The following is a 21,185-nucleotide window of genomic DNA, read 5'->3' on the forward strand; positions in this document are numbered from 1 at the left end:
CGACACCATGTGCTATAATACTAGGATACCAACCTAGTGAAAGAAGGTACAGGATGAGGGAGTTTCAACGGTCGTTTCAACCTATTCAATTGCAGGTGCATCAGGAGCAAACCCAGGACGATGCAGTCGATTGGGGTAGTAAGGAATGGGGTACTCATCGATTTCATATTCGACAGCTATTAAACCATGCTATCGATCAGCTGCAGGTTAAGGATAAGGCAGCAGTACTCGGAGCGGGTACTCATGGAGATGTGGATTTGCCTGAGCTGGCTGATCATTTTATGCAGGTCACCGTGCTGGATACAGAGCCTAATGCATTGGAAGAGATCATAGAGTCTAGCGGCGGCGTGATCTCGGGTAAATTGAAGTCGGTCATTAATGTCGACTATACTTGCTTGGATCAAGTGCAGTTTTATGAGACTTGGGAGGAAATGCTGCTGAATCAAGCTCCGGCATCCGAGATGGCAGCTTATATAAAAGATTGTGCATTCCGTGTCCGTCATCGCGAAGCTTTTCCACAATGGAAGAAGAGCTTCTCTCTTGTCGTGTCTTCCTCCGTACATACGCAGCTGTTTTACATTCATGCATTGACCCAATTTGCCGGTTACGCCGAGCAGTATGCTGAATTGGAAGTGCGTCAGGTGATAGAAGCGTTAGCGTATCTTCGTAACAGTCTGATTACAGACTATAATAAGCTGTTAATGACACTATTGAAGCCGGATGGGAAACTTGTGCTGTGGTCGGATATGATACGTTTGGACGAGCATAACGAGAACTTGCTGGAGAGTTTATATCAGTTGAAAACCGAAGAACAGAGGGTTCGCTTTTTGTTTCAGGCATTCGGGCAATATGGGATGGAGCCAGCCGTACTCGGTATGAAAGATATACATGATCACCTGCAGCACGATAACCAAATGTTCAAGTGCTGGGTATGGATGACAGGTGAAGATAAGAAATACATTACAGCCGGTTTTTCCGGTAGCTTTCGCGGATAATCTCATAACATCAAGGTAAGGCATAACACGAGGAGAAGGTTCCATGAATCATGTTTTAGACGATTTAATTACAGAAGTATTGGAATGTTATTTTGAAGATGCCCAGTGGCGGGTTGAGGCGAAGGAAAGCGGAGTCAATAACACGACACGGTTCGTTTATACGCCCATGGGTACATTTGTATTACGGATCTATGATAATCACGAAGATTTAAATAAAATCATTTATGAAAACACCGTTTTGCAGCAGCTCCAACGAGTGAAGCTGCCTTATCGTGTTCCTAAACCGTTAACTACCTTAAAGGGAAACACCTATGTAGTTACGGTTTCTGGTAAAATAGCCGTTGTCTTCGAGTATATCGAAGGTGAGCGTGCAAATATGGCTGATACCCAGCACGTAGCTGCTATAGGGCGCGCGATGGGAGAATTAACGGATGCCTTATCGCAGATGCAGTTGGATGTAGATGCGGCCTACGAACCCTATTATGAGCTGTACGAGGTTCATCCATTAGTAACGAAAGAAAGACTCGATGCTTGGATGAGAGATATGATCGATGGGCCGTTTCAAAACGAAATTCAGCTATTAAGCGGCGGGATAGACCGTTTATTAAACGATATTCCAGCATTATGCCGTCTTCCCGCTCAATTAACTCATTCCGATATAGTGGCAGGGAATGTACTGGTACTTGGAGATGAAATCTCCGGTGTGTTGGATTTTGAATTCGTTACCCCCGACTTACGTGCCATGGATGCGGCTGTTTTTTTGTGTGAGCTCATTCGACACGAGGAGGAGAACAGCTGGAGTCTGGTAGAATCGTTTATATCAGGCTATGGTCAAGCAGCGCGTTTAAACGAGGATGAAATCGACGCCTTGCCACAGTTAATATTACTTCGCAGTATGGTACTTTGCATTCATTTCCTTGGAAGATACTGGGACGGGATAGACGAAGAGCAAGATGTAACCCGCTATTTAATGGAACTTAGCCAGGTCTATGCATGGTTGGAGCAGAACCAGGAAAGACTTCAGGAGCTTTGCAAACAACAGTGGGGGTGAGTGCATGAAAAAGCTGTACAGCCAAATGTCCCTGGAAGAGCTGGATGCAGAAATGGCAGATATACTTGAAGCGATGACGAAGGTGGAGTTTCCGAGCCAGAAGGAATTGCTGGAGCGCAAATATTATACGGCAAAAGCTTACACTATGAATCCAGGTGACTTTCAACCCGGACTTTATATGGTAGAAGGTCATGAGGAGCAGTTCGAGCTAGAGTATATCAACGGGATGATGGGTTGGGGCAAAATGGGAAAAGACCCGGAGGCCAGCTTTCCTATCTCGATGCTGACTCGGGTCTAAATCCGGCACATATCTTTTGGACAATTTTCGCATTGACATACGTTTTTAAGGTAATTCATGTTTTCAATGATAATGTAGCTGTTTTCCATTGAAATGACGCCGAGCTTCTTAAGGTCACTAAGCATACGATTGACACTTTCACGGGTTGCGCCGATCATATCGGCCAGCTCGCTGTTTGTCAGTTTTTTGGTTATGAGAATTTGACTGCCGCTGCTCTGTCCGAATGAATTGCTAAGACGAATTAACGTTGAGCACAGTGCACCTGGCTTTCCGAACATCATGAGGTCACGGAACTTTGTCTGAGTCATCCGATGCATGAGTCCCATCCACTTCATGAACTCAATCGCTAGATCTCCATGCTGCCATAGCAGTGTCTCCAAGTCCTTTTGTTGAATAACTCCGATTGTACTGTCTTCCATAACCTCAGCATTGAAGCTGTTAACCGACTGATGAAAGGGGTCCAGCTGTCCGAATAAATCCCCATCTCCGTACATGTATAAGATGAAGCTTTTTCCTTCATCGCTCGTTTTTGTAATCTTGATTCTACCTTGAATCAAAAAATACAGTTTATCCGCAGTATCCCCTTCCCAGAACAAGTACGAACCCGACGTAACCTTCTGTTCATACATGATTTCCTTCAGCTTTTCTAAATTATCCTCCGAAAAACATTCCGTATTATGAACGCCGTCTACCTTCAAAGCGCAGTGCAGCATGTGATTTTCCTCCTTGACATAACGTGCGTTTTCTTATGCTTTAACCATAAAGGATTACTCTCACAGGCGATGTGATAAAAATCACGCTTTCCCTAAAAAACACGCCCATTTCTGTGATATTTGTAACATTCAGTTACGAATGAAGTTGATATAGTAATAATTAGCAATAGGGAGGCTTTGCAAGAAAGGAAGTGTAAGACACATGCTGAGCGGAGTCATATTGGCTGGAGGAGAGAATGGAATAGCACGAGCGCTGCGACTCATCGGTGGAGAAGCTTTCATAGAATGCCAAATTCGCGAAATGCAAACGGTTTGCGAGGAAATCATTATTGTGACTAATGAGCCCAAAATGTTATTGCCTGTCGTTCCGCGATCCACCAGAATCCTTACAGACTACTACCCGGGTTACGGTGTATTAAGTGGTCTGCACGCCGCATTTGCGTTGAGCAAGTACGGTGAGTTATGGGTCACAGGAAGCCATAACCCCTACGTTTATTCTTCTAGTGCAATCTTAAAACTATGGGAAAGAAAGCAGCTTGAGGTCGTTGAAGCGGTCCTTCCAGTGATTGATGAGGAACCCGACCCGCTCGGTGGAGTATACAGTAAAAGCTGTCTCGAGGTCATATCAGAGCTGATAAGGAAAGAAGAGAGCCGGGTTTCGGAGCTGCTGCAGCGGATTTCTTGGATAGGAGTTCAATTATCTGGATTACGGTCTTTGGATATTAACATTTCTGTAAATCAGAATACTTGCACTAATTAAAAAAATGCATTCGCCATTACATTCTGCAAATATCTGGCGGACAATCCGGACATTGTACAATAGACCGCAAATAAGCTAAATCGCGAATGACAAGGTGCCCGTCTAAATAGGCGATGGCGCCTTGCTCCTGGTAAGCACTCAGCATTCGGCTGACGCCTTCTCTTGTAGTTCCCATCAAGTTAGCTATTTCTGTCTTTGTCATTTTTAATTGAATGCGAATACCTTGCTCGCACGGCTCACCATAAGAGTTGCTCATTCGAATAAGAGTAGAAGCCAATGCGCCGTTCTTGCCATACAGCATCAGATCGCGAAATTTGGACTGAGTGGTTCGATGCAGCAATCCCATCCATTTCATGAATTCAACGGCAAAGCTTCCACTGCTGCTGACGAGATCTTCCAGACTACTAGTAGAGATACATCCGACTACGCTATTCTCCATGACAACTGCGCTGCAGTTAAACCGGGCTTCACTGCCGCCGATTTCCATGTAAAAATCCCCTGCTTGAAGTAAATGAAGAATGAGCTCTTGACCGTCTTCCGTAATCTTATACACTTTTACCAAACCTTGCTTAATGTAAAAGCATGAGCTTGCAGCTTCGCTTTCCCAAAATAAATGTGTACCGAGATTCTTATTTTCAAATATCATCTTTTGTTCTAATATTGAAAAGTTAGCCGCAGACAAGTACGCGGCAATTTGTGCAGGTGTGTTAACATCCATAGTCATTGCTGTATCAAACCTTTCTTCGTAGGTCATTATTCTATTGTAAAGGAAATGGATCAAATAACATACAAAAACTTTATACACCGTTAACCATTTTTGTGCTAATATGGTTCATAAGAATCAATGAAAGCGTTGTCATTTACTTGGAGCGGTGGTGTTCAATATGACAAAAGTGGTAGCGGTAATAGGGTTGTGGATTAGTGTATGCTTTGCTTTTTCTTTCATGATCTATGCTCAGGATAATGAGCCGGCTGCTACTTATATAAGTCCTGAAGGGATTCGATTTCAAAGCTACAGCTCCAAATGGGGTCCTGACAAACTCAGGGGCTTATACGAAATATTATTACAATGTGAGCATGGGGAAGAACTGAATCAATTGAAGCAAGTGACCTTATATCCTGACAAAAGTATAGGGAAAAGCGGTTATCGCGTAGGCTACTATAGTATTAAAAATAAAAGCATCGATTTATACGAGGTCGATTCTGTTCCAATTGAACGTACCTTTATCCATGAATATGGACACCATTTTACCTATTATTGGCTTCATAAGAAAGAGGGCATTTATCCTGCCCAATTAACTGAAGCATCGCAATGGTCACAAATACGTCAGCTGGACGGATATCCTATTCGTTGGTCAGGGAGCACCTTGCCTTACAGCCATAAGTGGGATCCGGAAGAAATCATGGCTGAAGATTATGTTCTGTTATTCGGTATCGATTCCAGACCTATGCCTGAGAGGCCGAGTGATGTAGTTAATTGGTTGAGACATGAGAATGATTATATTCCTTCTGTGCTATCTATTCCGGCTGTACGTCGTTATTGGCAAACAACCGCGGGCCTTCCTTCCAAGCAGCCCTTAAAAATGCCTGTCATTCAGCAGTGGGAAATAATAACTGATGAGGAAGGCGAGGAAGTAGAGCAAATCCGAGTTGTATTTTCCTCAGCGGCAGCGTCTGAGCAGCAGCAAGTGCAGTACGGCATTCGAATTGTGGGCTTCGGCGAACAGGGAGGACTCCCTGTAAGTATAACAACGGGACTTGTTGCAGAAGGTAAGAGGTTGATTGAAACTAATCTGGATATAAGGCCTCTAAGACAGGAGCTTCAGACCTTCTACGTACATATTCAAATCTGGGCTTTGGAGCCGGAAAGCAAACAAATCATGTATACGCCTTATTATATAAACTGGTTTTCTTACGATCATGACTCCAAATCGATCAAGCCGATGACGCTTCCTTTAGATAAGCAAGGAATTCGTATCATGCTGAAAAATGAGGGAATGGATAGATGGCCATTAGTCCTCATGTATTTGAATGGAAAGCCTTATAATGCTGTACGCAAATATAATGAGAATGGAGTCGACTACATTCCTCTCAGACTGTTCTCGGAAGGAGAAGAAGCTAATAGTTCTTTAAACAATGGGGACGATAAACCGGTAGATGTTCAATTTCAACGCCGTTCGGTGCAGGTTCGTATGAATCAGGAACAAGCCATGATTGACGGGAAGAGTGTCAAGCTCAAACGTTCCATTAAAAAGATGGGGATGGAACCCGTCGTCCCCGTCAGCGAACTGCCGGAATTGTTTGGCGTTGCCATTCTATGGGATGGAGAAGATAGTGGAATGATTGTTCAAACGGATACGCCTTAGCATGCATAGAACGTACCTTTATACAAAATGCTATAGCTGAGGTGATACGATGAATCGTGCATTAACCACTGCTCTATTCACAGTAGGATTAGCTCAGCTTGCCAAGGTTCCATTGGCATACCAGCAAACCGGCAAGCTGGATTGGTCTAATTTACTGAGAACCGGAGGTATGCCAAGCTCTCATTCCGCTGGGGTTGCTTCGTTAGCTTCTTATGTAGCTTTAAAAAGAGGTGTAACCTCCATTCATTTTGCTACTGCCAGTATGCTTGGCTTAATCGTCATGTTTGATGCGATGGGAATTCGAAGACAGGCGGGAATTATCGCGACTGAAGTAAATGATCTTGGCGATACAGTGGCTCAGTTAGCAGAAAAGGACCCTTCTTTGAGTCATGAGAAAAGGGAGAAGCAGTTGGAGGAGAGGCTAGGGCATTTGCCTCAAGAGGTGCTGGGAGGAGCTCTAATCGGGGTTCTCATTGGGGCAGGCAGCTTTATTCTCGAAAGACGTACACGTAAGAGAAGATTATTTCTGCCTTGGTTTGGTTAACAAATGAGAAGAAGAAAACCCTGTACTGCCGGATAAGCAGAACAGGGTTATTTAATCTTTTTATCTCTACATCGTAGCACGGTTGCCGCTAAGACTCATTTGAGGAGAAGCATCCGGATGACTAAGAGGAACGGTTATCGTAAATTTGGTACCTTTGCCGATGACGCTTTCCACTTCCATGGTTCCTTCATGATCCTGTACAATCTTATGACATATAGATAATCCAAGGCCTGTACCTGTTTCTTTTGTCGTAAAAAAGGGCAGGAAAATTTGATCCAATTCATCTTCCGGGATACCTTTGCCAGTATCCGATATTTCTATTACCGCTAGTTCCTTGTCACGGGTCAATCGTATTCGGACAAGACCTTCGTCGGCCATCGCTTCGAAAGCATTCTTGATTAGATTTAGCAGCAGCTGCAGCATTTTATCTTGATCCATCAGCATAGGAAGAGGCTCAGGTCCAGGATCAAAATCAATTTTGTGACCCAAGCGGGATGTCTCCGAATCCAAAAGTGAGATTACTCGCTGGATGCAATCTTTAATGGAATGGACCTTGAATTGAGTCGCATGTGGTCTGGAGAATTGCAGGAATTCAGCTGTCAGCATGCTCATACGCGTGATTTCATCCATGATTAAATCGTACCAAGGTTTAATGTTATAATTATCGGATTTAGATATTTGCAAGAAGCCTTTAATGGTTGTCAGCGGATTGCGAATTTCATGTGCCATCCCTGATGCCAGTTCACCTACAACCCGCAGCTTTTCTGAACGAAGCATATGCTCTTCGCGCTTTAACCAGGATTCTCTTTTCATGGTATACAAATTACGCTCAGCGATAAAGAACAAATCATCCTTGGATACACCGTCATCAGGGTAAAATGCCATTCCGTAGTTAATCTCTATGCCAGTCAGCTTAGGGAATTCAGAGGCCATCAACTGCGAAATATAGTTTTGTGTATGTCCGGAATCACTGTAGTCCAGAACAATGGCAAATTCGTCTCCACCGTAACGGGAGATGACTAAGGCTTCAGGGAACATGATACGGAGCAGTTGGGCTACCTGCTTCAGAATCCGGTTAACACCATGAAATCCGTTGATGGTATTTAAGGATTTTAAATCTTTACAATCAATCAATACAAGTGCGACCGTCTTATGCGTATGTACCAGATGCTCGAGCTGTCTATGGCATTCCTCATAGTTGTACAGACCTGTCAAAGCATCGTGAGTACTTAAATGTTTTTTCTCATTATCCAGCAGCAGGGTCTGATTTTCTATAACATATAGATATCGTTTAAATAAAATTCCTACAATAAGGCAGCTTACAGCACTAAATAATAAAACAAACATCCGATAGTTTGAAAAAGGGACATAGGTAAAAGCAATGCAGACGAAAGCAGCCGTATATGCAATACTGACGAGCACGCTGGATTGCAGCCTCTTGACCGAATACATCGGTTTGCTGATCTGAACGATGTACAGCGGCAAGCAGATATCCATTTGGCTCGACCAATGAAAGGCCATCACCAAACCGAATTGAAGGAATGCGGATCCTATAATCTTCTTTTCAGCGATATGTACGACAAGATATGCTACAGCTAGCAAGATGAGCAACCAAGGACTAGTGGCTTTATCAAACAAAATAGAAGAGAGGCAAATGACAGCTGTGTATGCAATCAGAATCCAATTATAGCTCATGCTTTCATACTCCTTATCATAATGTAGGAATGAAAGGGTATTAATGGAATTCTCTGTGGATGTGGCAATTCCTGCTGAACAATCGGTATTTAAGCTATTCTTGAATAAAAACTTTTCATTTGATCCAAAATAATGATGTTTCCAAACTCAATTAGGAGGAATATGTCCATGCAGCGTGAAAGCTTTGTAGCTGTGCAAAAGAACGGTGATGGCGACATAACAGCCTTCAAAACTTCCAATGGTCGTACTTTGCAGTACGAGCAAGCCCTTCAAGAAGTTCGCAACGGTTCTATAGAGGGAGTAAACGTTTTCAAAGGTAAAGACGGCGATTTCTACATTCGTGGCGATGCTGATGGTGATCCTACGAATAATCTGGATTCGCTGCCAATGTTCTAAAGGATAACAATAAAACCTGACCTTCAATGAGGCCAGGTTTTTTTATAATAGGCATTAGATGAGCGGAAGCATGGCTGAGAAAAACCTATCATACTAAACATCCTCTAGAGCCGATAAGAAAGCAAGTCTATTCAAATTCATAGCATTTATGTTGTTCTATAAAAGTCATATCTCCTGTTTTTCCAATATATTGTTCCATTGTATCGTCATAATGCATTAAGAATACACTGCTTTGAATGTGTCTGGGTAAAGTTAATAATTCTTCAAGGCTAGCATGCACGAAACCAGGTGAGGAGAATTGGCAGTCATGTAAAATATACTTGCACCTGTGCCTATCATATAAATTCGTCAGAAGTGTTGGGTTGAACTGGGTATCGGCACTGTAAAAAACATGATTATTCAACAGAACAGAATAGCTGGGCTTGTCAGGAATATGTTCTGAGCGGATCGTCTCTATGATGAATCCTGGTGAAATTTCTGAAGGAGATCCTTCTTCTAGAGGTACGACTTCAAAATAATCATGCAAGCTCGTAAATCCTTCTGCTTTATTCTCAAGACCACCTCTGAGGGAGTGGTTCCACAATGATTCCAAGACTCTAGAAGGTACGAACAGCTTCATTTTTTTCTTATACCCATATTTGAAGCGAAAGGCAAATTCCTCTAACCCCCCGACATGGTCCGCATGAATATGAGTAATGAGGAGACCGTCAATGCTGTCAATTTGGATATTTAATTCATGCAGTGCTCTAGGGGCCGTGGCGCCGCAATCAATTAGTAAAACAAAACCGTTATATGTTACCAAAGCATTATTATTATAATATTTTTTTGAAAAAGCACTTCCCGTGCCGATCATCTGAATTTGCAGGCTCACAAACGATCCTCCACTCGTGGTTCCATAGCACTTATGTCAATTTAAATCTACCATGTCTTTGATCCCATTTACAAGGAAAAATTTACAATGCTATTTTGATTTCATTTGCTTAAGAATGAAGGAGTCCAGCTTTTGGCTAATGGCTAACACATCGGGATGTCCGAAATTGTACTGGTGCTTCACTACAACTTGCGCCAAATCCTTTTTGAGAGCCTCAATTTCCTCCTCTAGTCGGACTGGGTCTGATGACATGCTACCATCTCCATATGACAGATTCTGTATGATTCCGATAATTGCAATATACCATGTTTATTCTAGAAAACAAAGCTTACTCCTATATCGTCATATAATATGATTTTTGTTATGGCAGCCTCTTTTTTTATTTCCCGGGGAAGCGCAGAAAACGTCAGACCGCTGCAATTTCCGATACAAAAATCCAATAGGGTATTGCAAAATTGGCGTATTTTGTATGTAATGTTATGAAGACTGTTACTTTCAACTATATCTAGTTTAAGATAAAAACATTTTTTTTGTTTAATAAGGAAAAGAGCGCAACTCTTTCCATTGATCTGAGTATAAGCATATAGAACAAAGTACAAGACACGATGGAGGTTGCTGGGATGTTTAAAGTGCCACGGATGCTAACGCTGGTGCTCTCTTTATCGCTCTTTGGAGCAACGGGGGCTATGGCCAGTTCAATATGGGGAGATTACGAAGGCTTCAGTAAGGTTAAATTGGTTATTAATGATGTAGAGAAGCAGTTCAAAGATAATGAGACTCCTGCTTTTCTAGTAAAAGGCAACGCGGTTCTACCAGTACGCGCCTTATCCGACTCGCTGCAATCTCTTGTCCGTTGGGATGATGGAACAAAAACCGTTTCGGTCTATAAGCCAAACGTTCATATGTTCGTGGCGGAAAAAGTTAACGACGATTACTCTGTGAAGTCTCCATTCGGACGCGTGCCTAAAGGCAAGAAGATTGATTTTGCTGTATTCGCTCAAGTCGATAGCTTGAAAACACCGTTTTATTCTTTCAAAATATCGATAGAGACGCCAAGCGGCCAACAAGCGGTTCCAGCTCATGAGAAAATTGTCAACGGCCAAAAAGAGAACTTCTGGTATCCATGGCCATTCTCCGTTTCCTTCAACGAAGCGGGAGATTATAAAATTCAATTCTCTATTAAGCTTGATGAAGATGGAGATTATACAGTAGTTTCCGAGAAGGTCATTGTTTCTGAATAAAGGAAACAAGATGAGTCCAACTGTGTTACATTGACCTCCATGCACGAAACGTGTTACCATACGAGGGATGACTATTTTATTATGAAATGAGGTTTTCCCATGAGCGATCACATACACGACGAGAACTGTGATCATGACCACGATCACGAAGACGATATTTTTATCGTAACAGATAAAGACGGCGTTGAGCATGAAATGGTTATGGTATATACGTTTGAAGCAAGCGAGCAACCTTATGCGGTTTTGCTTGACCGTAATGATCCGGAAGCGGACGGGGTTATCTTCAGAATCGAGGAAGAGGATGACGAGGCTTTCTTGGCCAGCATCGAAGATGAAGAAGAATGGGACCGCGTTGTTCAAATCTACAACCAAATTGTAGAAGAACAAGAGAAAGAGTAATAACAAGCAAAAAACCTTCTTGCCGTCGCAAGAAGGTTTTTTGCTTGTTGTATGGATCAAGGATCTATTTGCGTGGATTGAAATACATGATGCGACCGTTAAATAAATGCAGCTCGGCCTTCCAAAGCTTGGCCAAGTATTTGCAAAACTCGTTGCCTTTGGACTTGTCACCATGCGTGCAATCGTCAGGAAGAACGACTTGAATGTAATTACGCTCGTTATCCCCGGTTTGGTCCTTGCCCGAACCCATGAGGATATATTTGTACAAAGCGTTTTTACCTTTGAGGTAGAACCATTTACCCTCGCCTTCCGGTTTGGTTTCAATGGTGTAGGGGAACCCGGCGTCCTCATAATCCCAGCCAAGCTGTTTGCCAGTGAGATTAAGCTGCTCTTTGTAGTGCAGCAGTTGATCTTTCAATTCATCCAAAGTTAAGGAAGAAACGGTGGAGCCATCTACAAACTTAATATAAGCGCTTTGAGCCATTACCGATACACCTGCCTGTAAAATGGACTGGAAAGGTTTTCATCATTCATAATAAGAACATCATAGCATTTCAAGGCTGGATTGACAATATGATGAACCGTTGTATCATTATGGAGGATATACTGAAATGGTTGTACAGAGAGAGGAGACAGAAGAGTGAAAAAATTTAAAGGTTATATGCTTGTAACGGATATGGACGGCACTTTATTAGACAGCAATAAAACAATCAGTATTGAAAACAAACAAGCGATTGAACGCTTTGTAGCGGAGGGCGGAATATTCACGCTGGCTACAGGAAGAATAGCGAGCTCGGTGAAGCGTTTCGCTGATGTACTCCCATTGGGAGCACCAGCTATATTATACAACGGCTCCATGATTTACGATTTTGCCACGGAGAAAGTCGTTTGGCAGAGAACGCTGGAGAGGTCCGTAACATCGATTCTAGAACAAGTAATAGAGAAATTTCCTGAGGTTGGCGTGGAGATATACTGCGGCAGTGAACCCTATTTTCTTCGAGAGAACAGGATTACGGACCATCATCGTAGAATGGAAAGCTTTATGAGGCCCATGACACAAGATATGCATCAATTGACCGAGCCATGGTTAAAGGTGCTGCTGGCATGGGAGCCAGAACGTCTTAATGAGGTTGAGACCTATGCAGCTCAATTCACTGAGCATTTTACTTGGGTTCGATCTGATGACAAGTACTTGGAAATATTGCCTGCTGAAACGACTAAAGGACATGCCCTTGAGGAATTAATAAAATTGACGGGGATCGAGTTATCCCGATGTATTGCGATGGGGGATCATTTAAATGATCTTGAAATGCTTCGCAGAGCAGGAGTTGGAGTTGCTGTGGCTAATGCCCATGCATCACTTGTGGAAGTCTCTAACCGATCGTGTAAGCACCATAACGAACATGCGGTGGCCGATGTGATCGAGTGGCTGGAAAGTCAAGTGTAGCAGCTACGAAAAATAAAAAAGGGAACACGCTCATGATACGCTGCGTGTTCCCTTTTTCTTATTGGACGAAATCATTTATCACGATTCCTGCTAGAAAATAGCCTGAGTCTCAACAATAACCTTTACATTCTCAATACTTCTGTCCTCAGGTCCTTTAACAGGAAGCCCTACTTCTACATGTTCGGTAATATAGTCGATAAGATCTTGAGAGATGACCTCACCCGGCAGAAGAATCGGAATACCCGGAGGGTATACATATATGAATTCCGCGATGATTCGATCAGCGGATTCCTTGAACGGTACAATCTCCGTATCGCCATAGAATGCGTCACGCGGCGTCAAGGTTAGCTGAGGAATTTTCGGAATTTTGATGACCAATTCGTTAACTTCACGTAAATTGTAGTTTTGGCTGGAAAGTTCTCTTAAAGCTGTCAACAAAATGTCGATGTTTTCCTGAGTGTCACCAGGCGTAACAAGGCACAAAATGTTGTATAAATCACTTAGCTCAACTTCGATGTTGTAATGCTCGCGAAGCCAGTTCTCTGCATCATATCCCGTTATGCCAAGATGTCTAACGTGAATATTTACTTTGGTTGGATCGTGGTCGAACGTGGCTTCTTTACCTAGAATTTCTTCACCGAAGCAGCTAAGTCCAGGAATCTCATTAATGGATTTGCGGGCAAATTGAGCCAGTTCAATAGCACGGTTGGCAAGCTCTTCTCCATTCAATGCCAGATGCCTGCGAGCCGCATCAAGCGACGCCAGAAGAACATAGGAGGTGGACGTTGTAGTCAGCATGCTGATAATCGTTTTGGCACGACGAACGTTGATTCTGCCTTCCTTAATATTCAGAACAGAGCTCTGTGTCATTGAGCCTCCAAGCTTGTGAACGCTAGTAGCGGCCATATCGGCACCCGCACTCATAGCGGACATAGGCAGCTTGTCGTTGAAGTGAATAAGAACGCCGTGAGCTTCATCTACCAATACAGGTATGTTAAAGCTATGAACTAAATCCACAATTTCTTTCAGGTTGGCACAAACACCGTAATAAGTCGGGTTAATGACAAGTACGGCTTTGGCGTCAGGATGCTTCTCAAGCGCACGTTTAACGGAACGTGTAGTAATTCCATGATCGATCCCTAAATTCTCATCACGGACAGGCGAAATGAAGACAGGCTTGGCTCCGGCAAAAATAATGGCGGACATAATGGACTTATGTACATTCCGCGGCACAATAATTTTATCGCCTTGGGAGCAAACCGTTAAGATCATTGTCATGATGGCGCCGCTGGTGCCTTGTACGGAAAAGAACGTATGGTCAGCCCCGAAGGCATCGGCTGCAAGCATTTGAGCTTCTTCGATGACACCCGTCGGCTGATGCAGGTCATCAAGCGGTGCTATATTGATAAGGTCGATGGACAGGGCGTTGTCTCCGATAAAATGTCGGAACTCCGGGTCCATCCCGACTCCTTTTTTATGGCCTGGAATATGGAATTGAACGGGATTGCGCTCTGCGTGCTGCTTCAAAGCAGTAAAAAGAGGAGTACGTTGATGATCCACTGTCATGCCTACCTTTCATAGTAAAATAAAGACGGGTTGAGGCCCAATATGGACCCCAACCAAGTAATACTAAACCAAAATGGGACAAGGATGCAAGGGGATTTTTTGACGTTTAACAAAACTTAACGAGCGGCTTAGGGAATTCTTATCTGCAGGGTAGTGGGAACCCGAAGCAGACCGCGGTTTTGTCGAATTTGTTAATCTTGGGGGAGTTTATTTTCCTATAGAAAAAAATTATGATACCATAGCAATATACTTTTAATTGGGAGGCAATGGATAACACTATGAAAAAACAGCTGGCCATTATAATGGTACTGCTGATGACGATATTTATCGGCTTCGGCATCATCATTCCGGTGCTTCCTGATGCGGTAACGGGATCTGGAGCCAGCAGCTTCCATCTGGGCATGCTGCTGTCGATCTATTCATTGGCTTCATTCCTCATGTCGCCAATCTGGGGCAGTATTTCTGACCGTATAGGCAGAAGACCGCTGATTATGATAGGAACGCTTGGTTTTAGCGTAAGCTTTTTCATATTCGGACTAGCGGATGGCAACTTGCTGCTGATGTATGCTTCACGTATACTGGGCGGACTGTTCTCTGGTGCTGCGACAGCTTGCGCAGTAGCTTATGTTGCTGATATTACGACAGAAGAAAATCGCACAAAAGGGATGGGACTTGTCGGAATGTCCATCGGACTCGGTTTTATTTTTGGACCTGCGGTCGGAGGGATTTTAAGTCAATGGGGTTACCAGGTTCCGTTTTTTGCATCCGCAATCTTGGCATTGCTGACTTTTCTGTTCGCACTGGTCATGCTGCCAGAATCGCTTAGTGAGGACAAGCGGCGCAAGCCGCAAGCAAATGGTCCTAAGCCTTCACGTTGGACAGCCTTTGTAGGTTCGTTAAAGTATTTGTATGTGCTGTCCTTCTTCGTATCGTTCACTCTGGCCGGGCTTGAAGCTACGCTCCTTTTGTTCGAAAAGGACAAAATCGGAGCCACTTCGTTGGATTTGGGGATTATGTTTGCGGTCAGCGGAGTAGTTGGAGCATTGATTCAAGGTGGTGTCGTCCGAAGATTTATCAAAAAAGGCGACGAAGCACGCGTTGTTGGAATCGGATTGATTTTATCCGCAATCGGTTTTGTGTTAATTTTGTTCTCCACCAATTTAGTTACCGCTTCCATCTATTTGTCAGTATTTGGTGCAGGTAATGCACTGATTCGTCCTTGTGTGACATCGTTGATTACGCAAAAAACGAAGGTAGGGCAAGGGGTCGCTTCAGGACTAAGCTCATCTATGGATAGCTTGGGAAGAATTACAGGGCCGTTGCTTGGAGCGGGAATATATCAATACAGTCAGAATCTTCCGTTCTATACTGGAGCCATTTTATCAGTGGCAGCACTATACTTGTTATACCGGTTTATGGCGGTCGACAAGGAAGCATCTACTCTTAGTCAACGTGCTTAAAAGAATACGGTACATACGTTTTGTTAGTAGTTGGGATATAGGCAAAGCCGCCGGCTCATCATTCTGAGCTCAGGCGGCTTTATGTATTGTGGCTAGAAGTTCGTGAGACAAAATTGTGAGAGCAGGCTCCAGGTAAGCTCGCGTCGGCTGCTTACTCCCGTCTTCTCGAAGATGGACTTTAAATGATCTTGTACTGTATAAGAGGATATATATAAAGTATGGGCCAGCTCTTTGGTCGAATAGCCTTTCACAACCAATTGAACGATTTCCTTCTTACGCACAGATAATCCATATGATTGTAGGAAGGCTGCTGGATTGCCATTCTCATGGATTGAGCAGCCGATAGATCACAGTGATCGCTTCGGCTCGAGTTATTTTTTGATCGGGACGGAAAGTTCCGTCTTCATAGCCGTTGAATAGATGAGCCTCTTGAACGGCACTGATCGCATCGCCGGCCCAATAGTCAGAGGGAACGTCTTTGAAGGGGGCAGTGACGTTTGCTTTCAGCATTTCGCTGCGGGACAGAATTGCAGATATCTCAGCACGGGTAATCGTATTCTTCGGACGAAACGTATGATCGGGATAACCGTTGATAAGTCCATACTCCACAGCTGTAATAATGTAAGTGCGATCTTCTTTATTCGTGCCGATGTCGGTCATATCTGATTCAGTGCTGTTGGATAGGAACAATTCCTTGGCTTTGACAAAATAACGAATAAATTCCGCTCGGGTAATATATTGATCCGGTTTGAAGGAAAGCTTGTCCGTTTCCTTATCCAAGTATCCGTCAATATACTTCTTATCGTATAAAGCGGATATTTCCTTTTGAGCCCAATGTCCTTGTACATCGACAAAATCCGTAGGGATTCCGTTCAATGATAATACATATTTGGTGACGGCCTTATATTCTTCTTCCGATAAGGAGCCTGGAGCATTATCAGGCATATTGCGGCTAATAAAATCGTAAGCCTTGTCGTAGGTTCCGATTTTTTTCTTCACATGATCGCTCACCACAGCAGGGAATTTACCGGATCCTTTTCCGTCCGTTGCATGACAAGCAAGACAATGCTGCTGATAGACGGCTTCCCCACCCTCAGGTGCGGCAGTTACTTGCGCAGCAGGGGGAGCAGCTTCAGCTGTTTTGGTGAACCGCAGTTGATGTTGAAACAAGACTCCGCTTGCTACTAATGCACAGCCAAGCAAAATAAGAAAACTCCGTCTAATAGGTCGTTTGCGATGCATCATAGGGCACTCCTTATAGTTGTCACTTTTCTCCATTATAAACGAAAAAGATGACAGAAGTGTGAAAAAGTTAACGGTTTTTAGCTATATTTGATGAAAAAAAGCTGCCCCGTGACTTCCTACCGGGTACAGCTCTTGGCGTAAGTATATTTTGGTTGAAGCTACTTCGCTTCTTTGTTCTTACCATGGCTGGAGCCGCGCTTATGCTCGACCATTTTTTCAATCCACGGCGTCATTTCCTCTTTGATCTTGGACACCAGCTGGTCCTTGGCAATTCCTTGTGCGGCAGCAATTTCAGCTAACGATTTACCTTCCTTCAGCTGAGACTTCAGTTGATCCTCAGAAATTCCGATGATAGATGCTAGCTTGTCCGGTGCAGGGACCATCTTGTGGTGCATCCCGTGCTTGCCATGCCAAAACCCGCCCTTATGGTTGACCATAAATTTCAGGTGCTTCTCCATGTTGGCTTTCATCTTCTCGGCCTGCTCTGCGGTCAGCTTCCCTGCCTTAACGGCTTCGTCTATTTTCTTGCCCCGCATTGTTTTCAGCTTGTCGATCAAATCGGCTTCACTGATCCCTTTATCCTTAGCGATTTCCACCAAGGACTTTTCTTTTAATGAAGCGGAGAGGTTCTCCTTGTCCATGCTAAGAATCGCAGCGGCTTCCTCGAGAATAGGGATCGATTTCCGTTCGCCTTTTTCGGAATGCTTGCTTTCCTTGCTTTTTTCACCACGATCCTGCTTCTGTTCGGCTGGACCTTGCAGAAGGACTGGCTGCTCGGATGGCGCGGCTTGCGCCTGCTGTCTAGTGGTGGAGAGAGCGACTCCGCTCAGCAGTAAAGTAAAAGCTAAGCTTGTGACAATAACTCTGTTCGTATGAACGCTTCTCATCATGTTACCGCCTTTCGCAAAATTTGATTAACCCATTGGATGGGGTAACCAATTATAGCGTGTGCAAATTAACTTAATGTTACTTTAAGAGAACCTTAGCGTTACATAAATTTTCAAAGACTCTCGTATAACATTACGCAAATAAGAATTTGCAGTTTCAGCTTCTTTTATGCGAAAAGGAGTTACATGGAGGCATTGCGTGCCATTTGATAAAGAGGCATCAAGGTTTGGATTGTACTTTTTACCAGCTCTATAAACTGGGGACCATCAGCAAGCACAGGATCCGAGGAAGGCAAGTTTTGCCCGATAAGCAGTTCAGCCTTTTTGACATCTCGGAAACGTTCCAGCGCCTTCTTAAGCTCGGTATCATCAAGTTCATTGAACTCAAATGCATCCTTTTTCATATGATCGAATGAAAGCATATACTTATTAGGAATGATGCTGCGAACCTCATCGAAATGATTCAGATAGGCTTGGGCAATAGATTGCTTTGCAGGGAGTTCGTAAATTAAAGCAAGCCATATAAACACACGATCATCAAAAAGCCCTACCTGGAAGTGTGGATACTGCTTATATCCGCGTTTATTGTGGCAAACCGCCATCCAAGTATCTACTGGGGCATTAACCGTACGGCGGGCATGTTTAGCAATATGCAAAAACATTTCGTCTCCTGCCAAAACGGCTGTATCATCGCAAATCGCGTCTCCAATAGCCTTGAATTTAGGTTGTATCCGTTGCTGAATACCTTCCATCCGTCCTTCCAATCCTGGAATGGCGAATACGTCAAAATCGGCTTGCTTGAACCCTTCAAATATCATGCGAATTTCCTCCTGAGCGACCAAAAATTGCTTATGTATATGAAAATACTATATCACACTGGTCGAATCGAGGCGAATAATACAATAGAACATAAGAATGAAAAAAGCCAATAGAGCGTGGATGAACAGCTCTACTGGCCTTGGATTCTATAAGTATTAACCTTGATTAGGTTTGACGAGGATTTTGCATTGTTTTCTATCTTTAGTAAGCACTTCAAATCCTTTTTCAACGATATCATCAAGAGGGATAATGCTTGTAATGACCGCATTTCCATCAATAACGCCGCTTGCGAGAAGGCGGATCACTTCAGGGAATAAGCGAACATAAGCATAAGAACCGCTAATTTTGGCTTCGGTTCTTACAATCGTATTAGGGTCAAAAGTAACTGGCTTTTCCCATACGCTAACAATTTTGAACTCTCCGTTAGGACGTACTGAACGAACTCCGGAATGGAAAGTTGCTTGAACGCCTGCTGCGTCGAAAGCAACATCCACACCACCATTGGTTTCGTCTAGGATGAGCTGAGCAGCATCAACTTCCATAGGGTTAATTACTGTAGTAGCCCCAAGTTCCAACGCCTTTTGCCGACGTTCCTCGGACACTTCGATAACATAGATACGGCTAGCTCCCGCAGCCTTGACCGCTTGCAGCAGCAGCAATCCTATAGGACCTGCGCCAAAAATGGCTGTGCTGTCACCAACGTTGAGCTGGCTTTGCCGAACTGCGTGCACTGCTACTGCCGTAGGTTCAACGATGGCCCCTAATTCTAGGCTCATATGGTCAGGAAGCAAAAAGACGTTTTCTTCACTGGCTACCATGTACTCGGCGAAGCCGCCGGATTTAGTATAACCGTAGCCTTGTCTGCTGATGCACAAATTCACGAAGCCTCTTCTACAATTATCACATTTACCGCATGGAATTAATGGTTCAACGGCTACTCTGTCGCCAATCTTAATTGTATGAACATCGGGTGCCACCTCGATAACCGTACCCGAAAATTCATGACCAAGTACAGGCTGTGTACGTATAGGATAGGTGCCTGCCAAGTATTCATGCATATCGCTTCCGCAAATACCTGCATATTCAACCTTTATTTTGACTGTTCCCGCTTCAAGTTGAGGGATGTCTACATTCTCCACTCGAATATCTTTGGGTCCATAAATTTTAGCTGCTTTCATCATGGAACAGCTCCTTTATATAAATTAGGATGATGGTTTCATCGTTCTTTATCATTGTACTTCCGTACTTACTTTAAATAAATTTATACATAATTAATAATAGTTAAGTGTTACTTAAGTATTGTTCGCAGCAGTCCGCATTTGTTTGAATGTGACGACTGCATATAGAATTAGAGCAGATGAAGTGTATGCCTCAAATTATTGATAAATATTTTGGACGTATTTGATAATTTCTTTTCTTTGGATGTGACTAAGCTTAAATGAATTGAATTGTGAACGGGTGTGTTCAATTCGATGACGACGAACTCATCCTTTAAATATTCGGGCTGATTCCTAAAAGAATAATCAAGGCCTATTGTTACAGCTGTGCCATCTTCGGTTGCTCTGCGAATCGCATCTTTATTGTTCGTAGAGAAGAGTATGGTAACGTCCCCGTAACGCTCTTGAAATTGATCCATGTACCATTTCAAATAGTCATCATTGTACAAAACGAGCGGCTGCTTTTTTAACTCCTCTGGTGAAATGGACGTATTTAATGCCAAAGGTGATTTTCGACTGATACACACTACAACTTTACCTTCCATCAACGGTTCTATGATCAACCCCGCATGCTTCTCCAAGTAAGGCTCGAATAGAATGATCAGACCCATATCAATTTTATTGTGCCGAACATCATCGATGATTTCGTGCGTCCCTTTTTCCATTATTTCCATTTGAATGTTGGGATATTGTTTTTTGAGCCCCAAGATGGTATCCAGGTATAAAAATAATGGGCCTGGAATAGTAGCTATACGGAGTTCTCCGCATTGTGTATTGGAATATCCGCCGGCTTCGTCGCGAAGCTCCTGCAATTTGTCCAGCACTTCAACAGCTTTTTGAATGATGACTTTTCCTTCTGCTGTCGGTGCCGCACCTGAGCGGGAACGGGTGAATAAAGTCACCTTAAGCTCTGCCTCCAGATTGGAGATGGACTGGCTTACAGCAGATAAGGTTACGTGAAGATTTTGAGCTGCTGCGGTTAATGAACCGGCCTTAGCAACCTCGACAATGATTTCTAGCTGCTCCAAATGCATCAAGGACCATCCTTTATATAAGTAATCTTTGGGTATGATTCAATAACTGTAGAGTAACAAAAATAGACCAAACCCACAAATTGTGATCCAACATCTAGATTGTTTGGGATGCTGTATAGCGAGGTTTTGAATTGAAGACCCTGAACCTTAAGAACGTTTGTTTTCATAATTTACCAGTCAT

General features: G+C 43.4%; 23 protein-coding genes and 1 pseudogene. 11 read left to right on the plus strand and 13 right to left on the minus strand.

Annotated features, from left to right (window positions below; all coding sequences use genetic code 11):
* The first annotated feature begins 53 nt into the window (after positions 1-53).
* From BP97_RS0112255 to BP97_RS0112265, 3 genes are read left to right on the plus strand one after another with little or no spacing between them, the layout of a single operon-like run.
* Positions 54-995 (plus strand): hypothetical protein, encoded by a 942-nt coding sequence (locus tag BP97_RS0112255; protein WP_051620529.1) that lies wholly within the window; start codon positions 54-56, stop codon positions 993-995.
* Between the two features lie 43 nt (positions 996-1,038).
* Positions 1,039-2,046: a phosphotransferase gene (locus BP97_RS0112260; RefSeq protein ID WP_028549362.1), complete on the plus strand. Its 1,008-nt coding sequence runs from the start codon at positions 1,039-1,041 to the stop codon at positions 2,044-2,046.
* A 4-nt stretch (positions 2,047-2,050) separates the two neighbouring features.
* Entirely contained in the window at positions 2,051-2,344 is a 294-nt protein-coding gene (locus BP97_RS0112265) for a DUF1811 family protein (protein ID WP_028549363.1), read from the plus strand.
* Here BP97_RS0112265 and BP97_RS0112270 read toward each other — a convergent pair.
* On the minus strand, positions 2,341-3,057 hold the full coding sequence (locus BP97_RS0112270; protein ID WP_051620530.1) for a Crp/Fnr family transcriptional regulator: 717 nt from the start codon (positions 3,055-3,057) through the stop codon (positions 2,341-2,343). The two genes, BP97_RS0112265 and BP97_RS0112270, sit on opposite strands and share 4 nt — an antisense overlap.
* A gap of 202 nt (positions 3,058-3,259) precedes the next feature.
* Between BP97_RS0112270 and mobA the strand changes: the two genes are divergently transcribed.
* A complete protein-coding gene (mobA, locus tag BP97_RS0112275) occupies positions 3,260-3,817 on the plus strand; it encodes a molybdenum cofactor guanylyltransferase (protein ID WP_028549365.1) in 558 nt (185 codons plus the stop codon).
* A 16-nt stretch (positions 3,818-3,833) separates the two neighbouring features.
* Here mobA and BP97_RS0112280 read toward each other — a convergent pair whose 3' ends face one another.
* Positions 3,834-4,541 carry a Crp/Fnr family transcriptional regulator gene (locus BP97_RS0112280; protein ID WP_051620531.1) on the minus strand — a complete coding sequence of 236 codons (708 nt, stop codon included), beginning with the start codon at positions 4,539-4,541 and terminating at the stop codon, positions 3,834-3,836.
* 160 nt (positions 4,542-4,701) lie between these two features.
* On the opposite strand from BP97_RS0112280, the gene BP97_RS0112285 reads away from it, so the two are divergent.
* Together BP97_RS0112285 and BP97_RS0112290 are read left to right on the plus strand one after the other, a co-directional pair.
* Positions 4,702-6,183, plus strand: coding sequence for a stalk domain-containing protein (locus tag BP97_RS0112285; protein ID WP_028549367.1), 1,482 nt, complete (start codon positions 4,702-4,704; stop codon positions 6,181-6,183).
* 49 nt (positions 6,184-6,232) lie between these two features.
* The gene (locus BP97_RS0112290; protein WP_028549368.1) at positions 6,233-6,727 is read left to right on the plus strand and encodes a divergent PAP2 family protein; all 495 of its coding nucleotides are present in this window, start codon (positions 6,233-6,235) and stop codon (positions 6,725-6,727) included.
* Between the two features lie 66 nt (positions 6,728-6,793).
* Here the strand turns inward: BP97_RS0112290 and BP97_RS0112295 are convergent, their stop codons facing one another.
* Positions 6,794-8,422, minus strand: a complete 1,629-nt coding sequence (locus BP97_RS0112295) for an ATP-binding protein (RefSeq protein WP_028549369.1) — start codon at positions 8,420-8,422, stop codon at positions 6,794-6,796.
* A 162-nt stretch (positions 8,423-8,584) separates the two neighbouring features.
* Here BP97_RS0112295 and BP97_RS0112300 point away from each other — a divergent pair, with 162 nt between their 5' ends.
* Positions 8,585-8,818, plus strand: coding sequence for a DUF3892 domain-containing protein (locus BP97_RS0112300; RefSeq protein ID WP_028549370.1), 234 nt, complete (start codon positions 8,585-8,587; stop codon positions 8,816-8,818).
* Positions 8,819-8,945: 127 nt separating this feature from the next.
* Here the strand turns inward: BP97_RS0112300 and BP97_RS0112305 are convergent, their stop codons facing one another.
* Both BP97_RS0112305 and BP97_RS39645 read right to left on the minus strand, forming a co-directional pair.
* Positions 8,946-9,689 (minus strand): MBL fold metallo-hydrolase, encoded by a 744-nt coding sequence (locus tag BP97_RS0112305; protein WP_028549371.1) that lies wholly within the window; start codon positions 9,687-9,689, stop codon positions 8,946-8,948.
* A 90-nt stretch (positions 9,690-9,779) separates the two neighbouring features.
* Positions 9,780-9,941, minus strand: a complete 162-nt coding sequence (locus tag BP97_RS39645) for an aspartyl-phosphate phosphatase Spo0E family protein (RefSeq protein ID WP_081824081.1) — start codon at positions 9,939-9,941, stop codon at positions 9,780-9,782.
* Positions 9,942-10,309: 368 nt separating this feature from the next.
* Between BP97_RS39645 and BP97_RS0112315 the strand changes: the two genes are divergently transcribed.
* Both BP97_RS0112315 and BP97_RS0112320 read left to right on the plus strand, forming a co-directional pair.
* Positions 10,310-10,930: a stalk domain-containing protein gene (locus tag BP97_RS0112315; RefSeq protein ID WP_036745758.1), complete on the plus strand. Its 621-nt coding sequence runs from the start codon at positions 10,310-10,312 to the stop codon at positions 10,928-10,930.
* Positions 10,931-11,029: 99 nt separating this feature from the next.
* Positions 11,030-11,329, plus strand: coding sequence for a DUF1292 domain-containing protein (locus tag BP97_RS0112320; protein ID WP_028549373.1), 300 nt, complete (start codon positions 11,030-11,032; stop codon positions 11,327-11,329).
* Between the two features lie 64 nt (positions 11,330-11,393).
* Here BP97_RS0112320 and BP97_RS0112325 read toward each other — a convergent pair whose 3' ends face one another.
* Positions 11,394-11,813 carry a DUF1885 family protein gene (locus tag BP97_RS0112325; RefSeq protein ID WP_028549374.1) on the minus strand — a complete coding sequence of 140 codons (420 nt, stop codon included), beginning with the start codon at positions 11,811-11,813 and terminating at the stop codon, positions 11,394-11,396.
* 156 nt (positions 11,814-11,969) lie between these two features.
* Between BP97_RS0112325 and BP97_RS36055 the strand changes: the two genes are divergently transcribed.
* Positions 11,970-12,776, plus strand: a complete 807-nt coding sequence (locus BP97_RS36055) for a Cof-type HAD-IIB family hydrolase (protein WP_231506284.1) — start codon at positions 11,970-11,972, stop codon at positions 12,774-12,776.
* Positions 12,777-12,866: 90 nt separating this feature from the next.
* On the opposite strand, the gene BP97_RS0112335 is transcribed toward BP97_RS36055, so the two are convergent.
* Positions 12,867-14,342 (minus strand): aminotransferase class I/II-fold pyridoxal phosphate-dependent enzyme, encoded by a 1,476-nt coding sequence (locus BP97_RS0112335; RefSeq protein ID WP_036745759.1) that lies wholly within the window; start codon positions 14,340-14,342, stop codon positions 12,867-12,869.
* 278 nt (positions 14,343-14,620) lie between these two features.
* Between BP97_RS0112335 and BP97_RS0112340 the strand changes: the two genes are divergently transcribed.
* Complete coding sequence (locus tag BP97_RS0112340; RefSeq protein ID WP_028549376.1) at positions 14,621-15,802, plus strand: MFS transporter; 1,182 nt, start codon at positions 14,621-14,623, stop codon at positions 15,800-15,802.
* Positions 15,803-15,894: 92 nt separating this feature from the next.
* Here BP97_RS0112340 and BP97_RS39650 read toward each other — a convergent pair.
* From BP97_RS39650 to BP97_RS0112365, 6 genes and pseudogenes are all read right to left on the minus strand, one after another.
* Positions 15,895-16,095: pseudogene (locus BP97_RS39650) on the minus strand (helix-turn-helix transcriptional regulator); the annotation flags it as partial.
* A gap of 31 nt (positions 16,096-16,126) precedes the next feature.
* On the minus strand, positions 16,127-17,047 hold the full coding sequence (locus BP97_RS38800; RefSeq protein ID WP_197035453.1) for an S-layer homology domain-containing protein: 921 nt from the start codon (positions 17,045-17,047) through the stop codon (positions 16,127-16,129).
* 158 nt (positions 17,048-17,205) lie between these two features.
* Positions 17,206-17,937 (minus strand): DUF2680 domain-containing protein, encoded by a 732-nt coding sequence (locus tag BP97_RS0112350; protein WP_231506285.1) that lies wholly within the window; start codon positions 17,935-17,937, stop codon positions 17,206-17,208.
* 179 nt (positions 17,938-18,116) lie between these two features.
* The gene (locus BP97_RS0112355) at positions 18,117-18,752 is read right to left on the minus strand and encodes a DUF1054 domain-containing protein (protein ID WP_028549379.1); all 636 of its coding nucleotides are present in this window, start codon (positions 18,750-18,752) and stop codon (positions 18,117-18,119) included.
* 156 nt (positions 18,753-18,908) lie between these two features.
* Positions 18,909-19,931, minus strand: coding sequence for a 2,3-butanediol dehydrogenase (locus BP97_RS0112360; protein WP_028549380.1), 1,023 nt, complete (start codon positions 19,929-19,931; stop codon positions 18,909-18,911).
* 170 nt (positions 19,932-20,101) lie between these two features.
* On the minus strand, positions 20,102-21,004 hold the full coding sequence (locus BP97_RS0112365; protein ID WP_028549381.1) for a LysR family transcriptional regulator: 903 nt from the start codon (positions 21,002-21,004) through the stop codon (positions 20,102-20,104).
* Positions 21,005-21,185 lie beyond the last annotated feature (181 nt).

The sequence above is a fragment of the Paenibacillus sp. UNC451MF genome, assembly GCF_000686845.1.
In the GTDB taxonomy this organism is placed as follows: domain Bacteria; phylum Bacillota; class Bacilli; order Paenibacillales; family NBRC-103111; genus Paenibacillus_S.

Bases quoted from the DNA above. Each gene is read 5' to 3' on its own strand.
- BP97_RS0112260 (WP_028549362.1), top strand. From the start codon at position 1,039: ATGAATCATGTTTTAGACGATTTAATTACAGAAGTATTGGAATGTTAT.
- BP97_RS0112315 (WP_036745758.1), top strand. From the start codon at position 10,310: ATGTTTAAAGTGCCACGGATGCTAACGCTGGTGCTCTCTTTATCGCTC.
- BP97_RS38800 (WP_197035453.1), bottom strand. From the start codon at position 17,047: ATGATGCATCGCAAACGACCTATTAGACGGAGTTTTCTTATTTTGCTT.
- BP97_RS0112285 (WP_028549367.1), top strand. From the start codon at position 4,702: ATGACAAAAGTGGTAGCGGTAATAGGGTTGTGGATTAGTGTATGCTTT.
- BP97_RS0112360 (WP_028549380.1), bottom strand. From the start codon at position 19,931: ATGAAAGCAGCTAAAATTTATGGACCCAAAGATATTCGAGTGGAGAAT.
- BP97_RS0112270 (WP_051620530.1), bottom strand. From the start codon at position 3,057: ATGCTGCACTGCGCTTTGAAGGTAGACGGCGTTCATAATACGGAATGT.
- BP97_RS0112290 (WP_028549368.1), top strand. From the start codon at position 6,233: ATGAATCGTGCATTAACCACTGCTCTATTCACAGTAGGATTAGCTCAG.
- BP97_RS0112340 (WP_028549376.1), top strand. From the start codon at position 14,621: ATGAAAAAACAGCTGGCCATTATAATGGTACTGCTGATGACGATATTT.
- BP97_RS0112355 (WP_028549379.1), bottom strand. From the start codon at position 18,752: ATGATATTTGAAGGGTTCAAGCAAGCCGATTTTGACGTATTCGCCATT.
- mobA (WP_028549365.1), top strand. From the start codon at position 3,260: ATGCTGAGCGGAGTCATATTGGCTGGAGGAGAGAATGGAATAGCACGA.
- BP97_RS0112365 (WP_028549381.1), bottom strand. From the start codon at position 21,004: ATGCATTTGGAGCAGCTAGAAATCATTGTCGAGGTTGCTAAGGCCGGT.
- BP97_RS0112280 (WP_051620531.1), bottom strand. From the start codon at position 4,541: ATGACTATGGATGTTAACACACCTGCACAAATTGCCGCGTACTTGTCT.
- BP97_RS0112295 (WP_028549369.1), bottom strand. From the start codon at position 8,422: ATGAGCTATAATTGGATTCTGATTGCATACACAGCTGTCATTTGCCTC.
- BP97_RS0112335 (WP_036745759.1), bottom strand. From the start codon at position 14,342: ATGACAGTGGATCATCAACGTACTCCTCTTTTTACTGCTTTGAAGCAG.
- BP97_RS0112320 (WP_028549373.1), top strand. From the start codon at position 11,030: ATGAGCGATCACATACACGACGAGAACTGTGATCATGACCACGATCAC.
- BP97_RS39645 (WP_081824081.1), bottom strand. From the start codon at position 9,941: ATGTCATCAGACCCAGTCCGACTAGAGGAGGAAATTGAGGCTCTCAAA.
- BP97_RS0112255 (WP_051620529.1), top strand. From the start codon at position 54: ATGAGGGAGTTTCAACGGTCGTTTCAACCTATTCAATTGCAGGTGCAT.
- BP97_RS0112350 (WP_231506285.1), bottom strand. From the start codon at position 17,937: ATGATGAGAAGCGTTCATACGAACAGAGTTATTGTCACAAGCTTAGCT.
- BP97_RS0112325 (WP_028549374.1), bottom strand. From the start codon at position 11,813: ATGGCTCAAAGCGCTTATATTAAGTTTGTAGATGGCTCCACCGTTTCT.
- BP97_RS0112300 (WP_028549370.1), top strand. From the start codon at position 8,585: ATGTCCATGCAGCGTGAAAGCTTTGTAGCTGTGCAAAAGAACGGTGAT.
- BP97_RS0112265 (WP_028549363.1), top strand. From the start codon at position 2,051: ATGAAAAAGCTGTACAGCCAAATGTCCCTGGAAGAGCTGGATGCAGAA.